This window comes from Arthrobacter terrae (assembly GCF_015708085.1).
GTDB classification, from domain to species: domain Bacteria; phylum Actinomycetota; class Actinomycetes; order Actinomycetales; family Micrococcaceae; genus Arthrobacter_M; species Arthrobacter_M terrae.
In genome coordinates, this window is record NZ_JADNYM010000014.1 from 94956 (window position 1) to 119096 (window position 24141).

A 24141-nucleotide genomic window follows, 5' to 3' on the forward strand; every position below is an offset into this window, starting at 1 on the left:
TGCGACTCAGATTGTGTGACCGAGCTTGCGGGCCCGGGGAACCCCCTAGAATTGGCCCATGCTGAACACCTTCTCCGCAGATGCTGCCGTTGAACTGGCTGTACTGGAACGCAGTGGATTCGTTGAGTCCCGACATATCGGTTCCGCCGTCGTCCTGGCCGGTGACGGTTCCGTCGTAACAACCCTGGGGGACATCAGCGCCCCGGTGTTCCCGCGTTCCTCGCTCAAGCCGCTGCAGGCGCTCGCTTCGATGCAGGCTGGTGTTCCGCTGCGTGGAGTTCAGGCCGCGGTTGCCTGCGCCAGCCACGTGGGTTCACAGGCACATATGGACGTGGTGGAGGGTATGCTCAAGGCCGCAGGCGTTACCGAGCAGGATCTGCGCTGTCCGGAGGACTGGCCCGAGGACGATCAGACCCGGGACGATTTTGTCCGGGCAGGCCGCGGCAAACGCAAAATCGCGATGAACTGCTCCGGCAAACATGCCGCTTTCCTGTGGGCGTGCAAGGAGAACGGCTGGGATCTGCCGTCCTATCTTGAGCCGAATCATCCCCTGCAGCAGCGGGTCCGTGCCGTGATCGAGGAATACACACAGGAAAGCGTGACTCATACCGGCGTGGACGGCTGCGGAGCGCCGGTTATGGCAGTGTCCCTGACCGGGCTGGCCCGGGCCTTTTCACGGCTGGCCAAGGCCCCGCTGGATAAGAATGCCAATGCCCGCGCTGCCACCATCAGCACTTCCATGCTGGATTACCCGTGGGCCGTGCAGGGCAGGGGTAAGTCAAACACGATCGTGATGGAAGAGCTGGGCATCCTTTGCAAGCTGGGTGCCGAAGGTGTTTTGGCCATGGCCACTCCCACGGGGGCCGCGGTGGCGCTGAAAATGCTGGACGGAAACGGCCGCGCCGCGACTCTGGTGGGGCTGACCCTGCTGGCTGCGGCGGGGGCCGTGGATGTACCCCAAATTACCGGCGTGCTGGAGCAGGTGGTGAAGCCGATCACCGGCGGCGGACGGCCCGTGGGAAGTCTGCGGCTGGGCTCCGCCGTCACCGCACTGCTGGACTGACACTGCTGGACTGCCGCTGCAGGACTGCCGCTGCACGAACCGAAAGGATCATCATGGGGGCGAAGCGGCGGGTGGACATCGAGACCGGTAAAGCGGCCTTGGCGGGCTGGGGTGCCGGAGCCGCAGATCGCTCCACCTTAGCGACGGCGGTCCGCTACGCGCTCGAAGAGTTGGCCGCCAAGGCCCCGGGAAACTCCGTTGAGGTACGGGTTCCCCCCTTCGGCGTGGCCCAGTGCGTCCAAGGGCCCCGGCATACCCGGGGGACCCCACCGAACGTGATTGAGTGCGACGCCGCCACGTGGCTCGAGATGGTCACCGGACAGCTGACGTGGGCAGACGCCGTAGCCGCCGGACGTGTCGCAGCCTCAGGCCTCCGTGCCGATCTGGCGGGCCTTCTCCCGCTCTGATACACGCCGGAGCCACGGATGCCGCGGGCGCGGGTAAACTATAGGCCATGACATCACTGCCTTCCAGCGAGCCCGACTACATCGAGCAGGCACCAGAGCTGCGTCGCGCCACGGTCCGACGAGCGCCAAAGTTCGTTCCCTTCCTGATCGCCGGTGCACTGGTCGGGATACTGGCCGCGGCCATCGTCGCTCTGGCCGGTCCCGGCAGCGCCAGCTTTGACCGCAGTACCGTCTTCGGCTTCTTCGCCGTCCTGCTGGCGCTCCCCGGCGTGGCACTTGGCGCCGCCATCGCGCTGGTACTGGACCGCGGCAGCGTCCGCCGCAGCGAGCGGATTGTGCTCGAACAAGCCGACGATGCGCCGTCCGCATAACCCCGAGGGCAATACGTGAGATAATTTTACGGTGGCACGCGGAGACGGAAAACTTTCCCATGATCTTTTACCCGGAGAAAAAGGCCCCCAGGATGCCTGCGGCGTCTTTGGTGTTTGGGCACCCGGTGAAGAGGTTGCAAAACTAACCTATTACGGCCTGTACGCGCTGCAGCACCGCGGGCAGGAATCGGCCGGCATTGCGACCAGCGACGGTAACCGGATCAGTGTCTACAAGGACATGGGGCTGGTGTCCCAGGTCTTTGACGAGACGACGTTGAACACGCTCACCGGGTACATCGCCGTCGGCCATTGCCGTTACTCCACCACCGGCTCGTCCAATTGGGCCAATGCACAGCCCACTCTGGGCGCCACCGCAACCGGTACCGTGGCACTGGCCCATAACGGCAACCTCACCAATACGGCCGAGCTGTATGACCTGGTACTCGAACGCCATGGCAAGCCGACATCGGGAGAAATGGCGCAGGGTAATACCTCCGATACCGCTCTGGTCACCACGTTGCTCAAGGGCGACGACGGCCGGTCCCTTGAGGACACAGCGATGGACCTGCTGCCGAAAATCCAAGGCGCCTTTTGCTTCGTTTTTATGGACGAAGGCACCCTTTACGCGGCGCGGGACCCGCACGGCGTCCGCCCGCTGGTGCTGGGCCGTCTGCAGCGCGGCTGGGTAGTGGCCTCCGAGGCAGCCGCACTTGCCACCGTAGGCGCCAGCTACATCCGGGACATCGAACCGGGTGAATTCATAGCGATTGGCGACGACGGCGTCCGCAGCCAGCGGTTTGCACCGGCCACACCGGCCGGGTGCGTTTTTGAATACGTCTACCTTGCCCGGCCGGATGCCACGATCGCCGGACGCTCCGTCTACGAGTCCCGGGTGGAGATGGGCCGGCAGCTGGCCCGTGAAAACAGCTTCGACGCGGACATCGTGATTCCGGTACCGGAATCCGGAACGCCCGCCGCCGTCGGCTACGCGGAGGAATCAGGGATTCCGTTTGCGCACGGATTCGTCAAAAACGCCTACGTGGGCAGAACATTTATCCAGCCCAGCGAGACGCTGCGCCAACTCGGGATCCGGCTCAAGCTGAACGCGTTGGAATCCGTTATCCGCGGCAAACGGATCGTGGTGGTGGACGATTCAATCGTCCGCGGCAACACCCAGCGCGCCGTTGTGCGGATGCTGCGCGAGGCGGGCGCGGCCGAGGTGCACGTGAAAATCTCCTCCCCGCCGGTGCGCTGGCCTTGTTTTTACGGCATCGATTTCGCTTCCCGGGCAGAACTGATTGCCAACGGCGCGGCGGTCAATGAGATCAGCAAATCGATCGGCGCGGATTCCCTGGCCTATATCTCGGAGGATGGCATGATTAATGCCACACTGCAGCCGCGGGACCGGTTGTGCACAGCCTGCTTCACCGGTGTTTACCCGATCAAGCTGCCGGCCGCAGACCGCCTTGGAAAAAACCTGCTGGAACGGACAGACCCGGCGGATGACACCACGGCCACCGGCTGCGACCCCGGACCGGATGCAGAATTTGAACCCCTGCTCACAGCCGGCGACAGGATCCCATCAGGTTCAACAGATACAGGTTCAACAGATACAGCTTCATCAGATACAGCGAAGAAAGAGACGGTATGACTTCCGCCGCCCCCCGTTCGTCCGGAGCCGCATCGTCGGGCATCACCTACGCCAGCGCCGGTGTTGACGTCCAGGCCGGTGACAGGGCCGTGGAATTAATGAAGGATGCGGTCAGGGCCACGCACGGTGCGCAGGTACTCGGTGGGGTTGGCGGCTTCGCCGGCCTTTACGACGTCTCCCGGTTGCTGACGTACACGAAGCCCCTGCTCGCCACCTCCACAGATGGCGTCGGGACCAAGATTGCCATCGCGCAGGCGATGGACATCCACGACACGATCGGCTTCGACCTGGTCGGAATGGTGGTCGACGACATTGTGGTGGTCGGCGCCGAACCGCTTTTCATGACCGACTACATTGCCTGTGGCAAGGTGGTCCCGGAGCGCATCGCGGGGATTGTCCGTGGCATTGCGGCGGCCTGTGAGGTTGCCGGGACAGCGCTCGTCGGCGGGGAAACGGCCGAACATCCCGGACTGCTCGGCGAGAGCGAGTACGACGTCGCCGGAGCGGCCACCGGCGTCGTCGAAGCCGCTGACCTGCTCGGCCCGGATCGCGTCCAAGCAGGTGACGTTATCATTGGGATGGCGTCCTCCGGTCTGCACTCCAATGGTTATTCGCTGGTCCGCCGCGTAGTTAATCATGCCGGCTGGGCACTGGACCGCCAGGTCTCCGAACTGGGTCGCACGCTCGGCGAGGAGCTCCTTGAACCCACCCGCGTGTATGCCGCGGACTGCCTGGACCTTGCGCGTTTCCTGCCCGTCGGCCAACCCGCGGGCGTGCACGGCTTCAGCCACGTCACCGGTGGTGGTCTGGCGGCCAACCTGGCCCGGGTACTTCCGCAGGGACTGCTGGCGACCGTGGACCGTTCCAGCTGGAGCCTGCCGGCAATCTTCAGCCTCGTCGCCGAACTGGGTAACGTTCCCCTCCCCGACCTGGAGCGCACTCTAAACCTCGGCGTCGGCATGGTTGCCATCGTGTCCGCCGAAGCTGCCGATGCCGCCCTCGCGCGCCTCAATGGCCGCGGTCTTCCGTCCTGGGTGATGGGCACTGTTTCGACGGCTTCCGCGCAGCTGGACAAGAGCGGCCCGGATTATGTTCAAGGCGCTAAAGGGGTCGACGGCGGCGCCGTCCGGTTGGTCGGCAGCTACGCCTGAGAAACACCCATGCTGCCGCAACCATAATCGGAAAGGAAGCTCCCGCGGGATCGCGGGAGTTCCCATCCGGGCACAACAAGATCCCCACCGTGGTGTTACGGATACCTCAGTAACCGTACCTGGCAGGGCTGACGTTGCTGCTGCACTGCACGACGCCGGATATGGGCAACGGCCTTGACCGGCAGATCTAACCGATCTGCCGGCTGTCTACCTCGTCGTCATCCTGCGCGTATTTGTCCTCATAGGCCGAGTAATCCGGCTCTACGGGGGTCTCCGGGTAACGGCTGGAGGTGGCACGCCGTTCGGTGGCCCCCAGTTCGCGCTGGAGTGCCGTGTAATCAGTGTTCGGGGAGTAATACTTGATATCCCGAGCCTGCTTGGTTGCCTTAGCCTTTTGACGGCCGCGCCCCATGGCGTGACCCCCTTTTTACACTCGGACCGGAGGTGGTCGCTCGGCTAAGAGCGAGGCCCCGGAATATTCGGTCAATTTGTCGTACCTCTAGATTACATGCTTTCGGCTCTCTCCGTGCGCGGAACCCGTGTGGAGGCTCTCAATGTCACATTTGAGAACCCGTGCTCTCCGCCCCGCCACCGGAAACTTCGATAGAGTTTTAGGGCAGGGGGGATCTTAGCGAGCGCGGCGACCGGCAGGAAAGGTGTTTTCTTCGATGAACGAGCGGGACAAGGATCAGACCGGAGCCGGTCAGGAGCAACCCGGTCCGGGCAGCGTTGGAGCGGATACCGGGAACGACGACGTCCAGCACGGCCTCGAGGTGGAGCTGCCGAAGCTGACCGTACCGGAAGGCGCTGACCTCCACTTGGCGGAGCCGCAGCTTCAGACGGCAGCGATCAGTGATGACGTTGCCGAAAGCACATCCCTCAATGACGTGGGGGCTGAGGCCGCACAGGTGGCCGCGGAAGCCCAGGCCACCGGGACCATGGTCGCCGGCAGCGAATTCAAAGCTCCGCCCGCTCCTTCGCTGCCAACGGCAGAGGCGACACACGAGGACACCGGCGCGGCACCTGAAAAATCGAAGGCTGCACGTATTTCCGCGGCAGGACGGCAGAAACCGTTGTTTACCCCGCGTCCGCCGGCTGACAAGGCGGACGGGGCGTCCGTCGGCGCCGGTGAACAAGCTGAGACCGGATCAGGTGAGGGAACCGGTGGCCCGGTCGAGCCGGGAGGCCCAAGCACCCCGGGGGGACCGGGCGAGTCTGCGTCCGGCGGCAAGCGGCGCTTGTTCACCGTCATTGGGGTCGCCGTCGTCGCCATCCTGCTGATTATCGGTCTGATCTGGCTGCTCGTCTCACTACTGAACTCAGGCAAGGACACGAGCACGGGTGCGGACCCAGCATCGGTCTCCGCCACTTCCACAGCGTCCGCCACTTCCACAGCGTCGCCCAGTGGCAACGGTCTGATCACCGCCGACGCCCCGCCGCTGAAGTGGGCCAAGGGAGATTGCTTCCGCGCCTTCAAGGATGCCAGCCAAAATGCCGACATTGTCAACTGCGCAACGCCGCATGCAGCTCAGCTCGTCGCGACCTATAGCTATCCGGAAACCGGGAGCTACCCGGGCCTGGATGCGCTCAAGGCCAAAGCGGCTGATACCTGCAGCAGCGTTAAGCTCTCGAGCGCGGCCAATAACTACGCCTATAAACCAAAGTCCGGGTATCCTTCCGAAAGCACCTGGACCAAGGGCGACCGCCGGGTGGACTGCATCGTGGTCGACGACTCAGGAGACAACATCCGGGAGTCGCTGCTGAGCTGAGCGATCAGCTTATTTTGCGGCTTACCGAAAGGCCCGCCCCTACCCCGCCGGCCTGTGCATCCATGTTCAGCTCCGAGACGTCGGCTGCCGTGTCTACCAGGACAGTATCGCCGTCGGTTACCGTCCCCGCCAGTATCTCCCGGGCCAGCCGGTCGCCAATTTCGCGCTGCACCAGACGGCGCAGCGGCCGGGCCCCGTACGCCGGGTCATAGCCGGTCATCGCCAGCCAGGCCTTTGCGCCCTCCGTCACTTCAAGGCTCAAGCGACGCTCGTGCAGCCTTGCCGCCATCGATTGAACCTGCAGGTCCACAATCCTGGACAGCTCCTCGACGCTCAACGCGTCAAACATCACAATGTCATCCAGCCGGTTCAGGAACTCCGGTTTGAAGGAGGCATTGACCACATCCATCACCAGCTTTTGCTTGGCTTTCGGGGCCAGCGTCTGGTCCACCAGGTACTGGCTCCCCAGGTTTGAGGTGAGCACCAGAATAACGTTGCGGAAATCAACGGTGCGCCCCTGACCATCGGTGAGCCGACCGTCGTCGAACACCTGCAGCAGTATGTCGAAGACTTCCGGGTGCGCCTTTTCCACCTCGTCCAGCAGCACCACGGAATACGGGCGACGGCGGACGGCTTCCGTGAGCTGCCCGCCCTCCTCGTAGCCCACATACCCGGGAGGTGCCCCCACCAGCCGCGCCACCGAGTGCTTTTCGGAGTACTCGCTCATATCGATCCGTACCATGGCACGCTCGTCATCGAAGAGGAAGTCCGCCAGCGCCTTGGCAAGTTCCGTTTTACCCACGCCGGTGGGGCCGAGGAAGAGGAACGAGCCGGTGGGTCGATCCGGGTCCGAGACTCCCGCCCGGGACCGGCGCACCGCATCCGATACAACGGCAACGGCCTTGGCCTGGCCGATCAGCCGCGCTCCGAGCACCTGCTCCATCTGCAGCAGCTTCTGCGATTCACCCTGCAGCATCCGGCCGGCGGGGATCCCTGTCCAGGCCGAAATAACCTCGGCAATATCATCGGCGGTGACTTCCTCGGCCACCATCAGCTGGGACTTATCCTCAAATTCCTCCTCGACAGTGGCGGCATCGAGTTCACGCTGCAGTGCCGGAATCTCGCCGTACAGCACCCGGGAAGCCTGCTCCAGATCGCCGTCGCGCTGTGCCTTATCCGCCACGGAGCGCAACCCGTCCAGTTTCGCCTTAAGGTCGCCAACCCGGTTCAACCCCGCTTTTTCCGCGTCCCAACGCGCGTTCAGCGCATTCAATTCTTCCTTCTTATCCGCCATATCGGCCCGCAACGCCTCCAGCCGGTCGCGGGAGGCCGGATCGGATTCGCCGCTCAGCGCCAGTTCCTCCATGGTCAGCCGGTCCACCGAACGCCGCAGCTGGTCAATCTCCTCGGGGGCGGAATCGATTTCCATCCGCAGCCGGGAGGCAGCCTCATCCACCAGGTCGATCGCTTTATCCGGCAGCTGCCGGCCGGCAATGTACCGATTGGACAGCGTCGCCGCGGCCACCAGCGCGGAATCGGCGATCGCCACCTTGTGATGGGCCTCGTAGCGTTCCTTTAGGCCGCGCAGAATGCCGATGGTGTCCGGCACGCTGGGCTCACCAACATAGACCTGCTGGAAGCGCCGCTCCAACGCCGGATCCTTCTCGACGTGTTCGCGGTACTCGTCCAACGTGGTCGCGCCGATCAGCCGCAGTTCGCCACGCGCCAGCATCGGCTTAAGCATGTTCCCGGCATCCATGGATCCCTCGGAGGCGCCGGCGCCCACCACGGTGTGGATTTCGTCGATGAAGGTGACCACCTGACCGTCGGAATTCCTGATCTCCTCCAGTACGGCCTTGAGCCGTTCCTCGAATTCCCCGCGGTACTTTGCCCCCGCGACCATCGCCGCCAGGTCCAGGCTGATCAAGGACTTCCCGCGCAGGCTTTCCGGCACGTCTCCGGCCACCATCCGCTGGGCCAGACCCTCGACGACGGCCGTCTTGCCCACGCCGGGCTCACCGATCAGCACCGGGTTGTTCTTGGTGCGCCGGCTCAGTACCTGGATCACGCGGCGGATCTCGGAGTCCCTGCCGATCACCGGGTCCAGCTTGCCGGAGCGTGCTATTGCGGTCAGATCCACACCGTATTTTTCCAAGGCCTGGAAGGTGTTCTCCGGGTCCGGCGTGGAAACCTTGCCGCTGCCGCGGACATTTGGAAGCGCCGCCTCCAGCGCCTTGGACCCGGCCCCGGAATCGCGGAGCACCTTTCCCGCCTCCCCTGCGTCAGCGGCGATGCCGAGCAGCAGATGCTCGGTGGAGACATAGCTGTCCCCCAGGCGGTCCGCCTCCTTTTGGGCAGTCTGCAGGGCAAGCAAGGCATTCCGGCTCAACTGGGCCTGGGCGACGCTGGTGCCGGAGGAAGCGGGGAGCGCACGGATGGCTCCGCTGGCGCCGCGGCTTACCTGATCCGGATCGACGCCGGCGCCCTTGAGCAAGGCGACGGCCACACCTTCGCGCTGATCCATCAGCGCCTTGAGCAGGTGGGCAGGTTCAACCTGCGGGTTGCCCGCCGTCGAGGCATTCATGGCGGCGGCGGAAAGCGCCTCCTGGCTCTTGGTGGTGAATTTGGTATCCACGAAAAGACTCCCTTCCCAGCGCTTATTCGGCCAACCGCGCAGGCCGCATTCAGAGTATCAACTTGAGTGTACTACGCTCAAGTTGCAAAGGAGGCAAATATTTCCCGTGACAGTGCAGGATAAGCCGGATGCCCACGGGAACGCCGGATGCATAACGCGGGGCCCGATTGCCGCTAGCGTGGAGGAATGGACCCCAGCGGACTCGTCATCTTCGACTGCGACGGCGTGCTGGTGGACAGCGAACGGCTGACGGTGGCGATCGAGGCCCGCCTGCTCACCGAGCTGGGTGCGCCGTACTCGGAGCAGGATGTGGTGGACGCCTTCATGGGCAGGACCGCCGCCGCAGGTCAGCTGCTGTTGGAGCGGCTCCTGGGGCCGGAGCTGGCCGCGGAATTCGACCGACGCTCAACGACGGAAATCCGGCAGGCCTTCAGCAGCAGCCTCACCCCCGTTGCCGGTGTCGAACGGGTGCTGGCGGCACTGCGGGCGCGCAACCTGCCACACTGCGTCGCCTCCAGCGGTTCACACGAAAAAATGCGGCTCACGCTGGGCCTGACCGGCCTGGCCCACCAGTTTGACGGCCGGATTTTCAGCGCGTCGGAGGTTCCCCGCGGCAAACCGTTCCCGGACCTGTTTTTGCACGCTGCCTGGTCCATGGGAGTGGATCCGGCCCGCTGCGTCGTCGTGGAGGACAGCGTTCCCGGGGTGCATGCGGCCGTCGCCGCGGGTATGACGGCTTATGGGTTCACCGGCGGCCTCGCCGCGGCCGGCTCGCTGGCTGCCGCCGGAGCCATTCCTTTCGAGCGGATGGAAGAACTGCTGCAGGAATTTGCACCCGGCGGTTCAATGTGACGCTCTATCTGGACCCGCCCGTCTGGCCGGCGCACGGCACCGTTTTTTCGCATCTGGTCTCGGACACCTCGCTGGCCGAGCTGCACGCCTTTGCCGCTGGCGCGGGAATTGCCGCCCGTGCCTTTGACCGGGACCACTACGACGTCCCGCAGCGCCGGTATGCCGACCTTGTCCACCGGGGTGCCGTCGAGGTCTCCGGCAACGACCTGGTCCGGCGGCTGATTGCCAGCGGGCTGCGGGTTCCGGCACGCGAGCGGCCGGAATCTCTGCAGGGCGCCCTGCTGCAGCGCTGGAGCAGGGTGCTCCCGGGCCGGCAGGCGATCGGTCGCGACCTGCTGGCCCGCTGGAGCGAACCGCACCGGCACTACCACGGGCCCAAACACCTGCTGGCAGTGCTGGAGGCCCTGGCACTGTTGACTGCGCAGCCGGAGCAACCCGTCCTGCTGGCCGCCTGGTTCCATGACGCGGTTTACCGCGGCGCGGCGGGTGCGGATGAGGAGCAGTCCGCGCAGCTGGCGCAGTCCGCCCTGGCCCGGGCCGGGCTGCCCGCGGCGCCGGTTCGTGAGACGGTGCGCCTAATCCGTTTGACGGCAGCTCACGCTGCCGGGCCGGCAGACGACGGCGGCGCGCTGCTGTGCGATGCGGATCTGTCCGTACTGGGGGGCACCCCGGAACAGTACCGCCGCTATCTGGCGGCAGTTCGTGCCGATTACGCTCACGTCGGGGACGCCGACTTCGCGGCCGGCCGTGCCGCCGTCGTCCGCCGGCTTCTTGGACTGGATCCGTTGTTCCACACCCGCGGCGCGCAAAACCAATGGCTGGCCGCCGCGCAACGCAACCTCGAGGACGAGCTCAGCGGCGATCTTTGGAAGCCGGAACGCTGACCGGCATACAGGTGCGACGGGCGTCTCATGTCACTGGATTGGCGGCGAGACTTTCCGTGCTCAGCAACACCACGACGGAAGAGGCGCAGATATCCATGGCCTGCCGGAGTGCGGCATTCCCCGCCGCCACCCTAAGCCCGGCCAGTGACGCAGCCCCGCATGGCCCGCTATCGAGCCCCAGCCGCTGCAGCTCGGTGACGGCCTGCAGGTCCTGATCCTCGGTGACCGTTACCGCGGCGTCGACACCGCCCTGCAGCACGGGCCAGGCGATGCTGGAGACGATGCCGCAATTGAGCCCCGCCATCCGGGTGTAGCCGGTCCGCACCGCCACGGGATGCCCGGCCCGCAGGGACTCGAGCAGGCACGCCGATTCCTCGGGTTCGACGCTGAGCAGCGAGGGGCGGGAGACCTCTGCCCCGCGATCGCCGCCGCGGTAGTGAGCCGCTGTGGCCTGGATCAGTGAACCCACCCCGCAGGGGGTGACCACAACATCCGGACCGCCGGCACCGGCATCGTGCAACTGGGCGTCGATTTCGCGGAAGATCGTTGAGTATCCCTGAACAATCCAGCCGGGAATCTGTTCGTATCCGGGCCAGGCCGTGTCCTGCACCAGCAGTGCGTACGGATCCGCGGCCGCGGCCTGTGCGGCCTGACTGACCACATCGTCGTAAGGCGCATCGACTTCGCATAGTTGCGCCCCTTCACTGACAATGCCGTCTTTGGCCCGCTGGCCGATGGACGCCGGGACAAACACCTGGGCCTGAAGCCCGAGCAGGGCGGCGGTATGGGCCACGGCCCTGCCATGATTGCCGTCAGTGGCACAGACAAGCCGGACCCTTGCGTCCAGCTGCTCCCTCAGCTCATCAAAGGTCCAGAGCCGATCGGGCTCGGACGTTGTGGCTGCCAAGGCCCGGCAAACGGCCCACGACGCGCCCACCATTTTGAACGCCGGGAGGCCAAACCGTTCGGCTTCCTCCTTCACAAAAACCCGCCCGACCCCCAGCTCCGCAGCCAGTTCGGGGCAATCGCGCAACGGCGTAGGTGCGTAACCGGGCAACCGAAGGTGAAAATCAAGCACCTGAACCGGTGCGGAAACACTGCGATGGTCCCGCGCGGACGGATTCGAGTACCAGTCGCCGCTCTCCTGGCCGTCCGGTGAAACGGGGCCGGAAGGTGCGGGGCCGGAAGGTGCGGGGCCGGAAGGTGCGGGGCCGGACGGGACGGGGCCGGAAGGTGCGGGGCCGGAAGGTGCGGGGTCGGATGCGTTTGTGCCAGTCATCTCACCATTGTGCGTCCGGGGCTGCGAAACAGCCAGCACCCGGGACGCCCGCCACCGTCGGTAGGCAGGTCGGTAGGCTGGAACTATGGTTTCCAAGTCCTCGAAAACCGGCCGTCTTCAAGCACCCCGGCTGTCCCCCGTCCACCTGCACGAGCTGCGGGACGCGACAGATTCGTCCTTCCTCTCCGGCGACACTTACGACGGCGAGCGCTTTGACCGACCAACTCTGGACGGGCTGGATCTCACGGCCTCGGACTTCATCGACTGTGAATTTCAGGGCGCCACTTTCCACCAGGCTCAATTGCGCGGCGTCAGGTTCCGCAATTGCATCCTCGCCGATAGCTTTGCCCCGGTCTTCACGGCCGCCCGCTCCACGTGGCGGGATGTGGTGGTCACGGCTCCGCGCTGGGGCTCGGCGGAGCTCTACGACAGCACCTGGCAATCCGTGCGGATCGACGGCGGGAAGCTGGATTTTCTCAACCTGCGGACTGCAAAAATCTCCGATCTGCTGATCAGCGACTGCATCATCAATGAACTCGACCTTGGCGGCAGCACGGTCAGCCGGATGGCTCTGAAGAACTGCCGGATCGGCACCCTTGACGTCAGTGCGGCAAAATGTACGGATCTGGATCTGCGCGGCAGCGAATTCAGCGCTATTCACGGCATCGGTAACCTGGCCGGAGCTGTCATCGACGATTACCAGCTGGGGCTGCTGGCTCCGCTGCTGGCCGGATATCTGGGCATTAGCGTCGCCTGAGCCGGAGGCTAATATGGAACTATGACGCCATCCTTTGACCGCGTCCTGGCGACCCGGGGGATCGGCGGTTACCGCCAATACCGGATTCCGGCTCTGGCGGTGAGCACCCATGGCACGGTCCTTGCGGCCTATGACGGCCGGCCGAACCTGGATGACCTGCCGAATCCGATCGATCTTCTGCTGCGCCGCAGCGGTGATTGTGGCAGGACGTGGGGGCCGCAGCAGGTGGTTCGGACCGGAATTTCGCTGGCCGGCTTTGGCGACCCGAGCCTGCTGGTGGATGCGGAAACCGGCCGGATTTTCATGTTCCACGCGGCTGGCACGCAGGCTGGCTTCTTCGAAGCGGTAGCCGGGTTGGAGCCGACGGATGCAGTGCAGCACTGCGATTACAGTTATTCCGACGACGACGGCGTCAGCTGGCAGCACCGCCGGATCACCGACCAGCTCAAAAGGGACGCGATAACCGGCATTTTTGCGGCATCCGGTCAGGGTATCCAGCTGCATGCAGGACCATACCGAGGCAGGCTGATCCAGCAGTTCGTGGTCCTTGTCACCGAGGAGAAAGCGGCCGGAAATACGGCCGGAAAAATCCTGGCTGCGTCTGCCTATAGCGACGACCACGGCGGGACATGGACCCTGGGCGAGTTCATCGGACCGGGCACCAATGAGAACAAAACGGTGGGGCTTTCTGATGGGCACGTCCTGCTGCACTCCCGCGCTACGCCGAACCGGCTGACGGCAATCTCCACTGACGGCGGGCACTCCTACTCGCTTCCCCGCCCGCATCCGGACCTCCCGGATCCCAGCGACAATGGCTCAGTGACCCGCTTCGACGGCCTCCCCGTCCTTGCCGGCTGGTCCTCGCCCGCCACCGACAGCTGGCTGATCGCCACGCACAACCATGACACCGCGCTGCGGCGAAACACAGTACTCAAGCTCTCCGTGGATGACGGCAGTTCCTGGCCGCACGCTTTAGTCCTGTGTCCGGGCAGCAGCGCCTATTCCACCGCGGCCCGGCTGCCGGACGGCAGAATCGGGGTGCTCTACGAGCGGGAGGGTTACCGGGAAATCGTCTTCACCTCGGTGGATTCTGCCCGGCTGCGCACCGCACCCGCTGCGCCCATGGCGGGTACGGCCCCGCACGGAAACGAAAAGGATGTCGTTCTGGAGGTGGAACTGCGCTCCATCTCGCCGGGCCTGCCGGAAACCTGGCAGACGGTGGGGGAAAGTGTGCCTCTACCCGGACCGCAGGGGGAATTCCCCGTGGCCGTATGGAAGGAGATGGGCCAGGGGTATTCCGCTGATGCCGTCCAAATCCTCTCCAATCGGGAGTCGCAGGCCCTAAACTACGGGCCGCCCCGCCCCGGTTATGCCAGCGGGGACATCCTGGCTTTTGCCGTCAGGGCCACTAATCACGGCAGCCAGCCTGCCGCCGTCGTACTGACCGGGAACTTCAGCACTGCCCGAGCCGAGAGTTCTGTGCAGCTCCCTCCCGGCGGCGAACACCTTTACCCATCCCTGACGTACACGGTGACGGACAGCGACGTTGCAGCCGGCTCCGCAGCTGTCTCCTTCGGCCTGCGCGCGCCGGTGAGCACCCGGCAGGCAAACGCTGGTGCCGCGGCGCCCGGCAGGAGGTTCCGGTTCGATACGACAACCGGAGAGGTGCAGATCGATTCCTAAACCAGCCGCGCGGCCCGGTCCGCCTTCATCAAGGACAGCTCGGCGTCCACCTGGTGCTCGCCGCTGATCCGGTCGAGTTCGCGGGCCACCGGGTCACTGAACGGCCGGGTGGGGTCCTCCAGTGTGCCGGCCCTGTTCATCTCGTCCAGAGCCGCCGACCGGGCCTGCATCTGCGCGGCGTGCTGCTCGGCCCGGGCCATGGTCAGGGAGACCTCTGCCAGCTCTTTATTCAGCCCACCCAGCGACTCGCCGATCCGGCTCTGCGCCTCCGCGGCCGAGTACGTTGCCCGAATGGTCTCCGCGCGGATGCGGAAACCCTCCAGGCGGATCTGCAATTGGCCGAATCCGTCAGTGAGCTTCGTTTCCTGCGCATACAGTCCATCGCGGGCACGGGTAATCTCCGCCAGCTGTGCCGCCAGGTCGGCGCGCCGGGACAGCGCCAGATGGGCCAGCTCATCCTGCTTCAGGTCTACCGCGCGCTGCGCCTGCTGCTGCAGACGCCCCATCGCCGCATGCAGCTCGTTGGCCTGAATCTCCAGCCGGTGCCGGCTGGTGGCAACATCTGCAATGCCGCGCCGCACCTGCTGCAGAGCTTCCAGCTGGTTTCGGTACGCATAGTCCAGACTGCGCTGCGGGTCCTCATATCTATCCACCGCGGCATTGGCCCTGGATCGAAAAATCATTGTGATGCGCTCAATCAGCGTCACGGCCATGCTCCTGTCATTGCTGATTCCGTCCCGGTTTGGCCAGCTAGGGGTTCCCGAGACGGGTATAGGTGGCGGCCCAGTTGTCCAGCACCTTCGCCTCGACGTCCAGACGCCGGGTGAGAGTGGAAATATCGACGGCGGTCATCGGCTGCGAGGTCCTGGCCAGCGCCTGCCGAACGCCGGCACAGGTGTGCAGTACCTGCCCGCTCTGGGTTCCCAGCGTCTGTGCGTAGAGCCGCTGGATGGCGGGATCCGGGTCTTTTTCCGCCACTGCCAGCTGGCGATCGAGCACGCTGCCGGCATGATTCAAGGTCTGCACAATGTAGCCCAGGTTCCCCACCTGCTGGCGGGAATCCACCGCGACGGACAGGCTCCTGTTGGTGGCTGCCAGACTGTCCTGGAGCTGCAGCCGCGTGACCGCCAGGCCACGACGCTGCGGATCCGAGCTTCGGGTGCGGTAGACGAGGGCGCCCCTGCGCGCTCTACTCACGGGAGCAACCCGTCGCGCGACACCGCGGCCACCGCGATACAGCAGAACACCGGCAGTTGTTACTCCCGCGCCGACAACCACCACGATGATCAGCAGCAGAATCAGTAGAACGGTTGCCGCATCCATTTTCGCGTCGCCTCCACACAATCGTCAGGCCGCAATCGTGTTCGGCGCCGCGGCCTATGCGCAGTAGCCTAGCACGCAGCACTGCGCTGCACAGCGTTGTGCGCAATGTTGTGCACAACGCTCGCTTAGCTGCCCGGCGGTCAGCCGCCAGGTTAGCCCCCCGGCGGTCAGCCGCCCGGTCAGCTGCGCGGTTGCGCCATCCGCCAGTTGTCGATCTCGGCCAGCAGCGTCCCGCTGCGCTCGCGCGGCAGGAAGGCCGAGCGGACCGAATTGGCGGCCAGTTCCGCCAACTGGCTGCTGTCCAGAGCGAAGGTGCTGGTCAGCTGTGCCATATTGTCATCGAGGTAACCGCCGAAGTAGGACGGATCATCCGAATGCACGGAGACATTCAGCCCGCGGGCCAGCATACCGGGCAGGGGATGGTCCGCCAGCGTGTCCACCGTTCGCAGCCGCACATTGGACAATGGACAGACAGTGAGCGGAATCTGCTCAGTCAGCAGCCGTTCGACCAGCATTTCATCCTCAATGGCGCGGATTCCGTGGTCGATGCGGGCCACGCCCAGCAAATCCAGCGCTTCCCAGATGTACTCCGGGCCACCCTCCTCGCCGGCGTGAGCTACGCATTTGAGCCCGGCGTCATGTGCGCGCGCAAAAACGGCAATGAATTTCGACGGCGGATGGCCCACCTCCGCTGAGTCCAGGCCGATGCCAATGATCGGCGCGTCCATGGCAATCAGCTGCTCAAGCACGTCAAGCGCTTCCCCGGCGGCTCTGTCCCGCAGGAATGCTGCTATCAGTGAGGTGGTCAGGCCGTATCGGGCCTCGCTGTCCGCCAGTCCCCGGGTGACTCCATTGATGCAGGTCTCCAGTGAAACACCACGGATCAGATGCGCCTGTGGGTCGACGAAAATTTCTGCATGCCGCACGCCAGCGGCACCGGCCCGCACCAGATACGCCCGAGTCATATCCTCGAAGTCCTGCTCGGTGAGCAGAACTGCCATATTGCTGTAATACAGCGTCAGGAAAGACTGCAGATCGGTGAACTTATACTTCTCCCGCAGGGCGGAAACGTCCCGGTACGGCAGCGTAATACCGTTGCGCAGGGCCAGTGCGAAGATAAGCTCCGGTTCCAGCGTCCCTTCGATGTGCAAGTGCAGCTCTGCGGTAGGCAGGCGGACGGGGCCCAAACGGGAAATTGACATGCATCATTCCATCACACCGTCACGGTGCGGTACATAAAAAAATGCGCGGGGCATCACGTTACAGGGCTTGACACGGGAGTAAACTGAGCCGATCCGAGCGGCGGCACGATCTTCCGGAGGCACTAATGAGTCAGCTGGCAAACCCGTACTCAATCTGGCGGCGCAAACCCGTTCAGGACGTCGACGATGAAAAAGGCGGCGGACTCCTGCGCAGCCTTGGTCTGTGGCAACTCACCGCCATCGGGGTCGGGGGCATTATCGGCGTAGGAATTTTTACGCTCGCCGGTGTCGTGGCCCACGGGGACAGCGCCAACCCCGGCGTTGGGCCGGCCGTCGTCATCTCCTTTCTCATCGCAGGGTTGGCCAGTGGCGCGGCCGCCCTCTCCTACGCTGAGTTCGCCGGGATGATTCCCCGTGCCGGCTCCGCCTACACCTACGGCTACGTGGCACTGGGCGAGCTGGTGGGCTGGTTTATCGGCTGGGACCTGCTGCTGGAATACATCGCCATCGTGGCCGTGGTGGCCATTGGGATTTCCGGCTACTTCAGCGCCTTTATGAGCGGTATCGGCGTCACCGTGCCGGACTGGATTTCCAGTGCCTGGACGCCCGAGACGCCGCACGGCATCATTAACCTGCCCGCCGTCGTCGTCTGCCTACTGGTGACCTGGATCCTCAGTCGAGGCTCGAAGAGTTTCGGCCGGTTTGAGCTGGTGGCCGTCGGAGTGAAGGTGCTGCTGATCCTGGGAATCATCGGGATCGGCATGTTCCATCTCAACGGCTCCAACTTTGTCCCGTTTATGCCCACCAGTTTTGGGCCGGTCCTCGGAGGTGCGGCCACGGTCTTCTTCGCCGTCTTTGGTTATGACGCGATGAGCACCGCCGCTGAAGAAGCCACGGACGCAAAAAAACACATGCCCAAGGCGATTATTCTCTCGCTGATCATCGCTATGATCCTCTACGTCATGGCGACTCTGGTACTCACGGGCATGCAGAAATATACCGACCTGAACCCGAACAGCGCGTTCGCATCCGCCTTCGACTCCGTGGGGCTGCCGACGATTGCCACTATCATTGCCGGGTTTGCCGTGATTTCCATCCTGACGGTGATGCTGACGTTCCTGCTTGGGGTGACCCGCGTCTGGTTCGCCATGAGCCGGGACGGTCTGCTGCCGAAGTGGTTCTCCCAAACGGATAAGAAACGCGTTCCGCAGCGGGTTACCTGGATTGCCGGCGGCGCCTCCGCAGTGCTGGCGGGCGTCCTCCCCATCCGTCTGGTTGCCGATCTGACCAACATCGGCATCCTGGCGGCGTTCGTGGTGGTCTGTGTGGCGGTCATAGTGCTGCGGCGCACCAAGCCAGATGAGCCCCGTACCTTCCGGCTTCCCTTCATGCCCGTGGTGCCCGCGTTCGGTGTGCTCGCCTCCGCGTTCCTGATCACGCAGCTGCACTGGGAGACCTGGCTCCGATTCGCCATCTGGCTGATCATCGGCCTGTTTATCTACTTCCTTTATGGCCGGCACCACTCAGTGATGAATCCGGACAGTCCGCGTCACGAAGCTGTCGCCGCTCCCGGCCGTGACTGATACCTGCCGTGACGGATACCAGCGCATTCGCCGAGTAGTCTGGGGGTATGCGTAAAAAAACGGGTCGGGCGGATCTGGTCTTCCAATTTGTCAGTTTTGCTCTGGTCTGTCTGGTCCTGTCGGTGCTTCCATGGCCATTCCTGCTCAAGATTGCAGCCGCTTTCGCGTTGTCCCTGCTGCTGTCCGCGGTGTACGCACGTGCCCGGCGTAACGCGCAGCGACGCAAGACGGAGCCGAAACGAATGCGCGTGATCAGCGTCAAAAGCGTGCAGGACTAGACCCGTGCAGGTAATCCGCTATAGCCGGCTCAAACCCGAACGCTGGGCCAACGGCGGCGGCGTCACCCGGACGGTGGCGGCGGTGAAAGCGGCAGACGGCGATGGCTGGGACTGGCGGATCAGCATCGCGGAAGTAACTACGGCAGGTCCGTTCTCAGTGATGCCGGGAATCGAGCGCCTTATCACCGTGATCGACGGTGACCTGCTGCTGTTGGAGGTCGACGGCGGCGAGCACCTCCTTGAGAAATACCGCCCCTTCCGCTTCTCCGGGGACGCCGCAACAAACGCAGCGCTGCCAACGGGCAATGTGATGGACTTGGGCGTTGTGGCCCGCAGCGGGAAATTCAAGGCCTACACCACCGTCATCGAGCTCTCCAAAAAGCGCCCGCATCCGGTTTTTGCCGACCAGTATGCGGTTCTTCTGCAAGGACAGGCAACGGTGGAGGAAGGTACAGCGTCCGGGCCGGGTGCCGCCGCCGCCGCGCTCTCCCGTTTTGACGCCGTCGCCGGTTCCGATGCCGCACCCGAACTCACCGGCCGCGGCTTTGTAGCCATTGTGAGCATCGGCGCTGCGCACTAACGACAGGCCCTGGACTAACGACAGTCGCGGCTCAATCCGCGACGCTGCCGATCACAACGGTTGCGTCCAGGTCCGGGGAGTTGGTGACGTGCGGGACCAGCCCATTGCGGCGGAAAATTTCGGCAGACTCCGGGGCCTGGCGTTCGCTCGTCTCCACCAGCAGGTGTCCGCCGGGCGCCAACCAGGCCAGCGCCCCGGCCGCAACCCGCCGCTGCACGTCAAGCCCGTCCTGCCCGCCATCCAGCGCGGCCCTGGCCTCATACAGACGCGCCTCCGACGGCATCATCGCGATGGCCCCGGTTGGCACATAGGGAGCGTTCGCGACAAGGATGTCCACTCGCCCGTGCAGCTGAGCGGGCAACGGGCCGAAGAGGTCCCCTTCAAACACCCGGCCACCTACGGAAGCAATGTTGTGTGCGGCACATCTGACTGCCGTCGGATCGATGTCGACCGAATACAGCTGCGCACGCGGGATGGCACGGAGCAGGGCAGCCCCCACCGCGCCCGAGCCGCAGCACAGGTCCACGGTTATGGCTTCCGGGTCTGCGAGTGCTGCAGCCTGACGGACCAGGAATTCGGTGCGGCGCCGGGGCACAAAAACGCCCGGTGCTACGACCATCCGTAGGCCACAAAACTGCGCCCAACCCAGAATGAGTTCCAGCGGCAGACCCGCGATGCGCCTCGCCAGCATGTCAGCGAGGCCGGCCGGCGTTTGTGCGCCGTCAAGGAGTAAATCCGCTTCTTCCTCGGCAAAAACGCACCCCGCGGCGCATAATGCCCTGACGACGTCAGCGCGCGGCGGAAACCGCGGGGAAACTGTCACGGCAATTGTGCTGCTCCCCGAGCCGTCCGGCCAACGGTATGGTTCGACATGCATTCACCCTAACAACTACACAGGGTGCCACGCGGGGCCTTTGGTAGTGCCCTACAGTGACCTGCCGCCCACAACGAACCGGGCAGCCAACGAAGACAGCTGACTGTGTCCTCGCCGACCACCCGGTCGGATGAAACGTGCGCCTCTAGCGGCCGCGGCGTTGATTCGATGCAGGAGCCGAAGCACGCCGGGAACCACCGGAACGGCCTGCGCCCGCGGAGCCAGCGCCTGTGTAGCTGCCGGTGGACGTTCCGCCGGTGTTTGAGGACCAGACCTGAGCGGAGCCCTGGGTGCGGGGGGCAGCGCCGCGCTGACTTGCGGCGTTCTGCCCGGCACCGGAGCGGCCTGCGCCCCGGGATGCATCGTTGCGGTGTGATGCGGCCTGCGGGGCGCGCTTGGGGCCGCGTGCTACGTCGGCGCCGCCTTCGGCACGAGCCGGACGACGGTTCTCACTGCCGAAACGAGGAGCCTGCGTCTGGTCCTTTCGGCGGTCCTCGCGATTACCCGCTTCTGCGGTGCCGGCGGAAACCCGGCCACGTCCGCCGCGTCCCCCGCGGCCTCCGGCGGTCGGTGCGGCGTGACCCGAACGGCGGGCGCGCTTGCGCTCGGCATTCGCGCCCGTGGACTCTGCGCCGCCTTGCTGACCGGTCTTAGCCGCCTGCAGTGCGGCACGGGTCCGGGGGTCAATCTTGCCGGCCACCTCGCCCACCAATTTGGCAATCAGCGGATGGCTGGCTGTTACGCGCTCAAAGGAGACGTCGACGCCGGCGGCCTTCATCAGCTTCTTCACGTCCGACTGCTGCTCCGGCAACGTGATGGTGACAACCGTTCCATCCGATCCGGCACGGGCCGTCCGGCCGGAACGGTGCAGGTATGCCTTGTGCTCCGTTGGCGGATCAACATGGATCACGAGCTCAACGTCGTCGACGTGCACTCCGCGCGCGGCAACGTCTGTGGCCACCAGGACGCGCACGTCGCCGGAGGAGAACTCGGCCAGATTGCGGTCCCGGGCATTCTGCGAGAGGTTCCCGTGCAGGTCCACAGCGGGAATACCGGCATCGGTCAGGGTTTTGGCCAGCTTGCGTGCGTGGTGTTTGGTGCGCATGAACAGCAGGCGGCGGCCTGAGCCGGACGCCAGTTCGGTAATGATCTGCTTCTTCACCGACTGATCGTTGACGACCAAGACGTGGTGTTCCATGGTGCTCACGGACGCCTTGGGGTCATCGACCGAGTGTGTCAACGGGTTGCTGAGGTAGCGCTGGACAATCTTGTCCACCCCATTATCCAATGTGGCGGAGAACAGCATGCGCTGACCGCCCTTGGGAGTGGTGTCCAAGAGCCGCTTGACCACCGGCAGGAAGCCGAGGTCCGCCATATGATCTGCCTCATCCAGTACGGTGATTTCGACGGATTCGAGCGTGACCAGACGCTGCTTCATCAAATCTTCCAACCGCCCCGGGCAGGCAATGACAATATCCACGCCGGCCTTGAGCGCGCGCTCCTGACGCTGCTGTGAAACGCCGCCGTAGATCACGGTGGTGGTGAGGCCCATTTCCTTGGCCAGCGGTTCGATCGTGTTGTTGAGCTGGGTAGCCAGCTCGCGGGTCGGCGCCAGCACCAGGCCCAACGGGCGGCCGGGCCTGCGGCGGTATGCTGCCTCGGCCTCAGCCAGACGTGCCACCAGGGGAAGTGCAAAGGCAATGGTCTTTCCGGAGCCGGTACGGCCGCGGCCCAGCACATCCCGGCCAGCCAGTGTATCGGGCAGAGTTTTGACCTGAATGGGGAACGGCTCTTCAATGCCTTTGGCGGCGAGGGAAGCGGCGAGGACCTTGGGCACACCAAGGCTGGAGAAAGTAGTCATAAAAAATGGTTGCTTTCGGTTCGGCATAAATACGATGCCCTGGAGCCGGTCGGCACGCAGGGATTCGCCGAAGAAATGTCAGAAAATGTCTACCGCAGACCATGCACCGGGCCCGGCGTACGGGCCCATCTGTTGGCATGGAAGAGAACTTGCGGGACTGGATCAACGCGTTCATCGACGCATGAAGGCGTGGAAATGCGCTTCAAGTTCGTTTAGTCTATCAGGTTCGCCGACGAACTCTGACGACGGCCGGACCTTCGCCGCTGGACTCTGACCCGCGGGCCGGACCCTTCGCCGCCGTCGAACCTTGTCGTCGTCGAACCTTGCCGTCGTCGAACCTTCCCGTCGTCGAACCCTTGTCCGCGGCCGAAAGGTACGCTGGAGTTGATGAGTGACTTCGAAGATTCAGCCGCCCTCCTTCCCCGCGCTGTGACCCCCGGCAGCCAAGCCGCACACGGCACTTACCAGGGGCAGCCTGTCTCGTTTGTGCGCCGCGGCACACGGCTGCAGGGCCGACGCGAGCGGGCGTGGGAGGAGCACCAGAAGACCTACGCCGTCGATGTCCCGCGGCACGTTGCCGATACCTCCGTGCATCCGGACTTCGTTTTTGACGCCGTCGAAGTTTTCGGAAGGCGGGCACCGCTGATCGTGGAGATCGGCTCCGGACTTGGCGACGCCGTCGTCCACGCTGCCCAGGAGCACCCGGAAAAGGACTTCCTGGCCGTGGAGGTCTACCTTCCAGGACTGGCGCAGACCCTGCTCAAGGTGGCCTCCCGCAGTCTGACCAACGTAAGGGTCGTGCAGGCAAATGCGCCCGAGGTCCTTAGCACAATGCTTCCGCCGGGTTCGGTGAGCGAGGTGTGGGTCTTTTTCCCGGATCCGTGGCACAAGACGAAACACAACAAACGCCGGATGGTCAAGGATTCCTTCGCTCCACTGGTCGCGCGCGTGCTGGAGACCGGGGGTCTATGGAGGCTGGCCACCGATTGGTCAGATTATGCACGCCAAATGCGCGACGTAGCGGGTGCAGCTGAAGACTTCGACAACGTGCACGACGGCGAACGGACCGGCGCAGATAGTCCGCTCACCGAGGCCCGGCTCTCCGCAGTTGATTGTGATCGTTCCAGTGAACTGGACACGGCAGGCGGCTGGGCTCCGCGTTTCCCGGGGAGAATCCTGACCGGCTTTGAAAATAAGGCACATCTTGCAGGGCGGACAATTTTTGATCTGACTCTGCGGCGCCGGTAATCCCTGCACAAGTGTTGCCGCCACCCGGATTACCCACACCGGCACGGATAACCAGGCCGAGGCCGCAGGACGGACCTAACCTAATGAACATGAGAGAGCACACATCCATCGCCCAAATGAGCATCGGTGATCGGCCTCGGGAAAGGCTGCTCTCCGTGGGCATTCGCCGGCTCAGGGATGTAGAAGTGCTGGCGGTCATCATCGGATCGGGGATACGCAGCTGCAGCAGCGTGGAATTAGCCGCACGCATCCTGCACAGGACATCCGGTGCCGCAGGCCTCGCAGAAGCCAGCCTGGAACAACTGCTGGAGGTCGACGGCGTCGGTCCCGCGCTGGCCATGCGGATAGTCGCAGGCAGCGAACTAAGCCGCAGGGCGGCACGCCGCGCAAAGGGCTGAAACGGGTGGGCCAAACTAGCCATCGCTTCGGTTTCATTGTCGACCACGGCTGGCAGGCGTTTTCCGGTGGTCGACCATGGTCGGCACGGGTTTTTCCGTTATCGACCGAGCCCGGCATACGGCGGTGTAGGGACCTGCGCGGTCCGGCCCCGTAATCGGTCCCAAAACCGTGAGAATTCGTTGTCCACAGACCCCATATACTATTGTCTGTTCTAACCAACAGGACTAAACTGAAGATATGTTCGATAGTAGTAGAACAAGCACCGGAACCAGCGAAACACCACACACTTCG

At 64.4% G+C, this 24141-nt stretch carries 23 protein-coding genes; 15 read left to right on the top strand and 8 right to left on the bottom strand.

Features of this window, described 5'->3' with window-relative positions; translation table 11 throughout:
* The first annotated feature begins 58 nt into the window (after positions 1–58).
* The 5 genes from IV500_RS12230 to purM are packed head-to-tail and all read left to right on the top strand — an operon-like array spanning position 59 to position 4643.
* The gene (locus IV500_RS12230; RefSeq protein ID WP_196397086.1) at positions 59–1063 is read left to right on the top strand and encodes an asparaginase; all 1005 of its coding nucleotides are present in this window, start codon (positions 59–61) and stop codon (positions 1061–1063) included.
* Between the two features lie 50 nt (positions 1064–1113).
* Positions 1114–1470 (top strand): sterol carrier family protein, encoded by a 357-nt coding sequence (locus IV500_RS12235; RefSeq protein ID WP_196397115.1) that lies wholly within the window; start codon positions 1114–1116, stop codon positions 1468–1470.
* A gap of 47 nt (positions 1471–1517) precedes the next feature.
* Positions 1518–1841: a hypothetical protein gene (locus IV500_RS12240; RefSeq protein WP_230854878.1), complete on the top strand. Its 324-nt coding sequence runs from the start codon at positions 1518–1520 to the stop codon at positions 1839–1841.
* 31 nt (positions 1842–1872) lie between these two features.
* Positions 1873–3492: an amidophosphoribosyltransferase gene (gene purF, locus IV500_RS12245; protein WP_196397087.1), complete on the top strand. Its 1620-nt coding sequence runs from the start codon at positions 1873–1875 to the stop codon at positions 3490–3492.
* Positions 3489–4643 (top strand): phosphoribosylformylglycinamidine cyclo-ligase, encoded by a 1155-nt coding sequence (gene purM / locus IV500_RS12250; RefSeq protein ID WP_196397088.1) that lies wholly within the window; start codon positions 3489–3491, stop codon positions 4641–4643. Before purF ends, purM begins: the two co-directional genes overlap by 4 nt.
* A gap of 187 nt (positions 4644–4830) precedes the next feature.
* Here purM and IV500_RS12255 read toward each other — a convergent pair whose 3' ends face one another.
* Positions 4831–5055: a DUF3073 domain-containing protein gene (locus IV500_RS12255; protein WP_196397089.1), complete on the bottom strand. Its 225-nt coding sequence runs from the start codon at positions 5053–5055 to the stop codon at positions 4831–4833.
* Between the two features lie 256 nt (positions 5056–5311).
* On the opposite strand from IV500_RS12255, the gene IV500_RS12260 reads away from it, so the two are divergent.
* Positions 5312–6412: a septum formation family protein gene (locus IV500_RS12260; RefSeq protein WP_196397090.1), complete on the top strand. Its 1101-nt coding sequence runs from the start codon at positions 5312–5314 to the stop codon at positions 6410–6412.
* A 4-nt stretch (positions 6413–6416) separates the two neighbouring features.
* Here the strand turns inward: IV500_RS12260 and clpB are convergent, their stop codons facing one another.
* Positions 6417–9047 (bottom strand): ATP-dependent chaperone ClpB, encoded by a 2631-nt coding sequence (clpB, locus tag IV500_RS12265; RefSeq protein ID WP_196397091.1) that lies wholly within the window; start codon positions 9045–9047, stop codon positions 6417–6419.
* 186 nt (positions 9048–9233) lie between these two features.
* On the opposite strand from clpB, the gene IV500_RS12270 reads away from it, so the two are divergent.
* On the top strand, positions 9234–9899 hold the full coding sequence (locus tag IV500_RS12270; protein WP_196397092.1) for an HAD family hydrolase: 666 nt from the start codon (positions 9234–9236) through the stop codon (positions 9897–9899).
* Positions 9896–10783, top strand: a complete 888-nt coding sequence (locus tag IV500_RS12275) for a DUF4031 domain-containing protein (protein WP_196397093.1) — start codon at positions 9896–9898, stop codon at positions 10781–10783. Before IV500_RS12270 ends, IV500_RS12275 begins: the two co-directional genes overlap by 4 nt.
* 25 nt (positions 10784–10808) lie before the next feature.
* Here the strand turns inward: IV500_RS12275 and IV500_RS12280 are convergent, their stop codons facing one another.
* The gene (locus tag IV500_RS12280) at positions 10809–12062 is read right to left on the bottom strand and encodes a diaminopropionate ammonia-lyase (RefSeq protein WP_196397094.1); all 1254 of its coding nucleotides are present in this window, start codon (positions 12060–12062) and stop codon (positions 10809–10811) included.
* An 85-nt stretch (positions 12063–12147) separates the two neighbouring features.
* Here IV500_RS12280 and IV500_RS12285 point away from each other — a divergent pair, with 85 nt between their 5' ends.
* Together IV500_RS12285 and IV500_RS12290 are read left to right on the top strand one after the other, a co-directional pair.
* A complete protein-coding gene (locus IV500_RS12285) occupies positions 12148–12819 on the top strand; it encodes a pentapeptide repeat-containing protein (RefSeq protein WP_196397095.1) in 672 nt (223 codons plus the stop codon).
* Between the two features lie 21 nt (positions 12820–12840).
* Positions 12841–14502 carry a sialidase family protein gene (locus tag IV500_RS12290; protein ID WP_196397096.1) on the top strand — a complete coding sequence of 554 codons (1662 nt, stop codon included), beginning with the start codon at positions 12841–12843 and terminating at the stop codon, positions 14500–14502.
* On the opposite strand, the gene IV500_RS12295 is transcribed toward IV500_RS12290, so the two are convergent.
* The 3 genes from IV500_RS12295 to IV500_RS12305 form a co-directional block, all read right to left on the bottom strand.
* A complete protein-coding gene (locus IV500_RS12295; protein ID WP_196397097.1) occupies positions 14499–15209 on the bottom strand; it encodes a PspA/IM30 family protein in 711 nt (236 codons plus the stop codon). The genes IV500_RS12290 and IV500_RS12295 overlap by 4 nt on opposite strands.
* A 43-nt stretch (positions 15210–15252) precedes the next feature.
* Entirely contained in the window at positions 15253–15825 is a 573-nt protein-coding gene (locus tag IV500_RS12300; protein WP_196397098.1) for a hypothetical protein, read from the bottom strand.
* Between the two features lie 179 nt (positions 15826–16004).
* A complete protein-coding gene (locus IV500_RS12305; protein WP_196397099.1) occupies positions 16005–17027 on the bottom strand; it encodes an adenosine deaminase in 1023 nt (340 codons plus the stop codon).
* Between the two features lie 125 nt (positions 17028–17152).
* Here IV500_RS12305 and IV500_RS12310 point away from each other — a divergent pair, with 125 nt between their 5' ends.
* From IV500_RS12310 to IV500_RS12320, 3 genes are read left to right on the top strand one after another with little or no spacing between them, the layout of a single operon-like run.
* Complete coding sequence (locus IV500_RS12310) at positions 17153–18610, top strand: amino acid permease (RefSeq protein WP_196397100.1); 1458 nt, start codon at positions 17153–17155, stop codon at positions 18608–18610.
* A gap of 47 nt (positions 18611–18657) precedes the next feature.
* Positions 18658–18888 (top strand): hypothetical protein, encoded by a 231-nt coding sequence (locus IV500_RS12315; RefSeq protein ID WP_196397101.1) that lies wholly within the window; start codon positions 18658–18660, stop codon positions 18886–18888.
* A gap of 4 nt (positions 18889–18892) precedes the next feature.
* Complete coding sequence (locus IV500_RS12320; RefSeq protein ID WP_196397102.1) at positions 18893–19468, top strand: HutD/Ves family protein; 576 nt, start codon at positions 18893–18895, stop codon at positions 19466–19468.
* 31 nt (positions 19469–19499) lie between these two features.
* On the opposite strand, the gene IV500_RS12325 is transcribed toward IV500_RS12320, so the two are convergent.
* Complete coding sequence (locus tag IV500_RS12325) at positions 19500–20291, bottom strand: putative protein N(5)-glutamine methyltransferase (protein WP_312875912.1); 792 nt, start codon at positions 20289–20291, stop codon at positions 19500–19502.
* A 196-nt stretch (positions 20292–20487) separates the two neighbouring features.
* A complete protein-coding gene (locus IV500_RS12330) occupies positions 20488–22203 on the bottom strand; it encodes a DEAD/DEAH box helicase (protein ID WP_196397104.1) in 1716 nt (571 codons plus the stop codon).
* 387 nt (positions 22204–22590) lie between these two features.
* Here IV500_RS12330 and trmB point away from each other — a divergent pair, with 387 nt between their 5' ends.
* Together trmB and IV500_RS12340 are read left to right on the top strand one after the other, a co-directional pair.
* Positions 22591–23451: a tRNA (guanosine(46)-N7)-methyltransferase TrmB gene (gene trmB, locus IV500_RS12335; protein ID WP_196397105.1), complete on the top strand. Its 861-nt coding sequence runs from the start codon at positions 22591–22593 to the stop codon at positions 23449–23451.
* An 89-nt stretch (positions 23452–23540) separates the two neighbouring features.
* The gene (locus IV500_RS12340; protein ID WP_196397106.1) at positions 23541–23849 is read left to right on the top strand and encodes a UPF0758 domain-containing protein; all 309 of its coding nucleotides are present in this window, start codon (positions 23541–23543) and stop codon (positions 23847–23849) included.
* Positions 23850–24141: the final 292 nt, after the last annotated feature.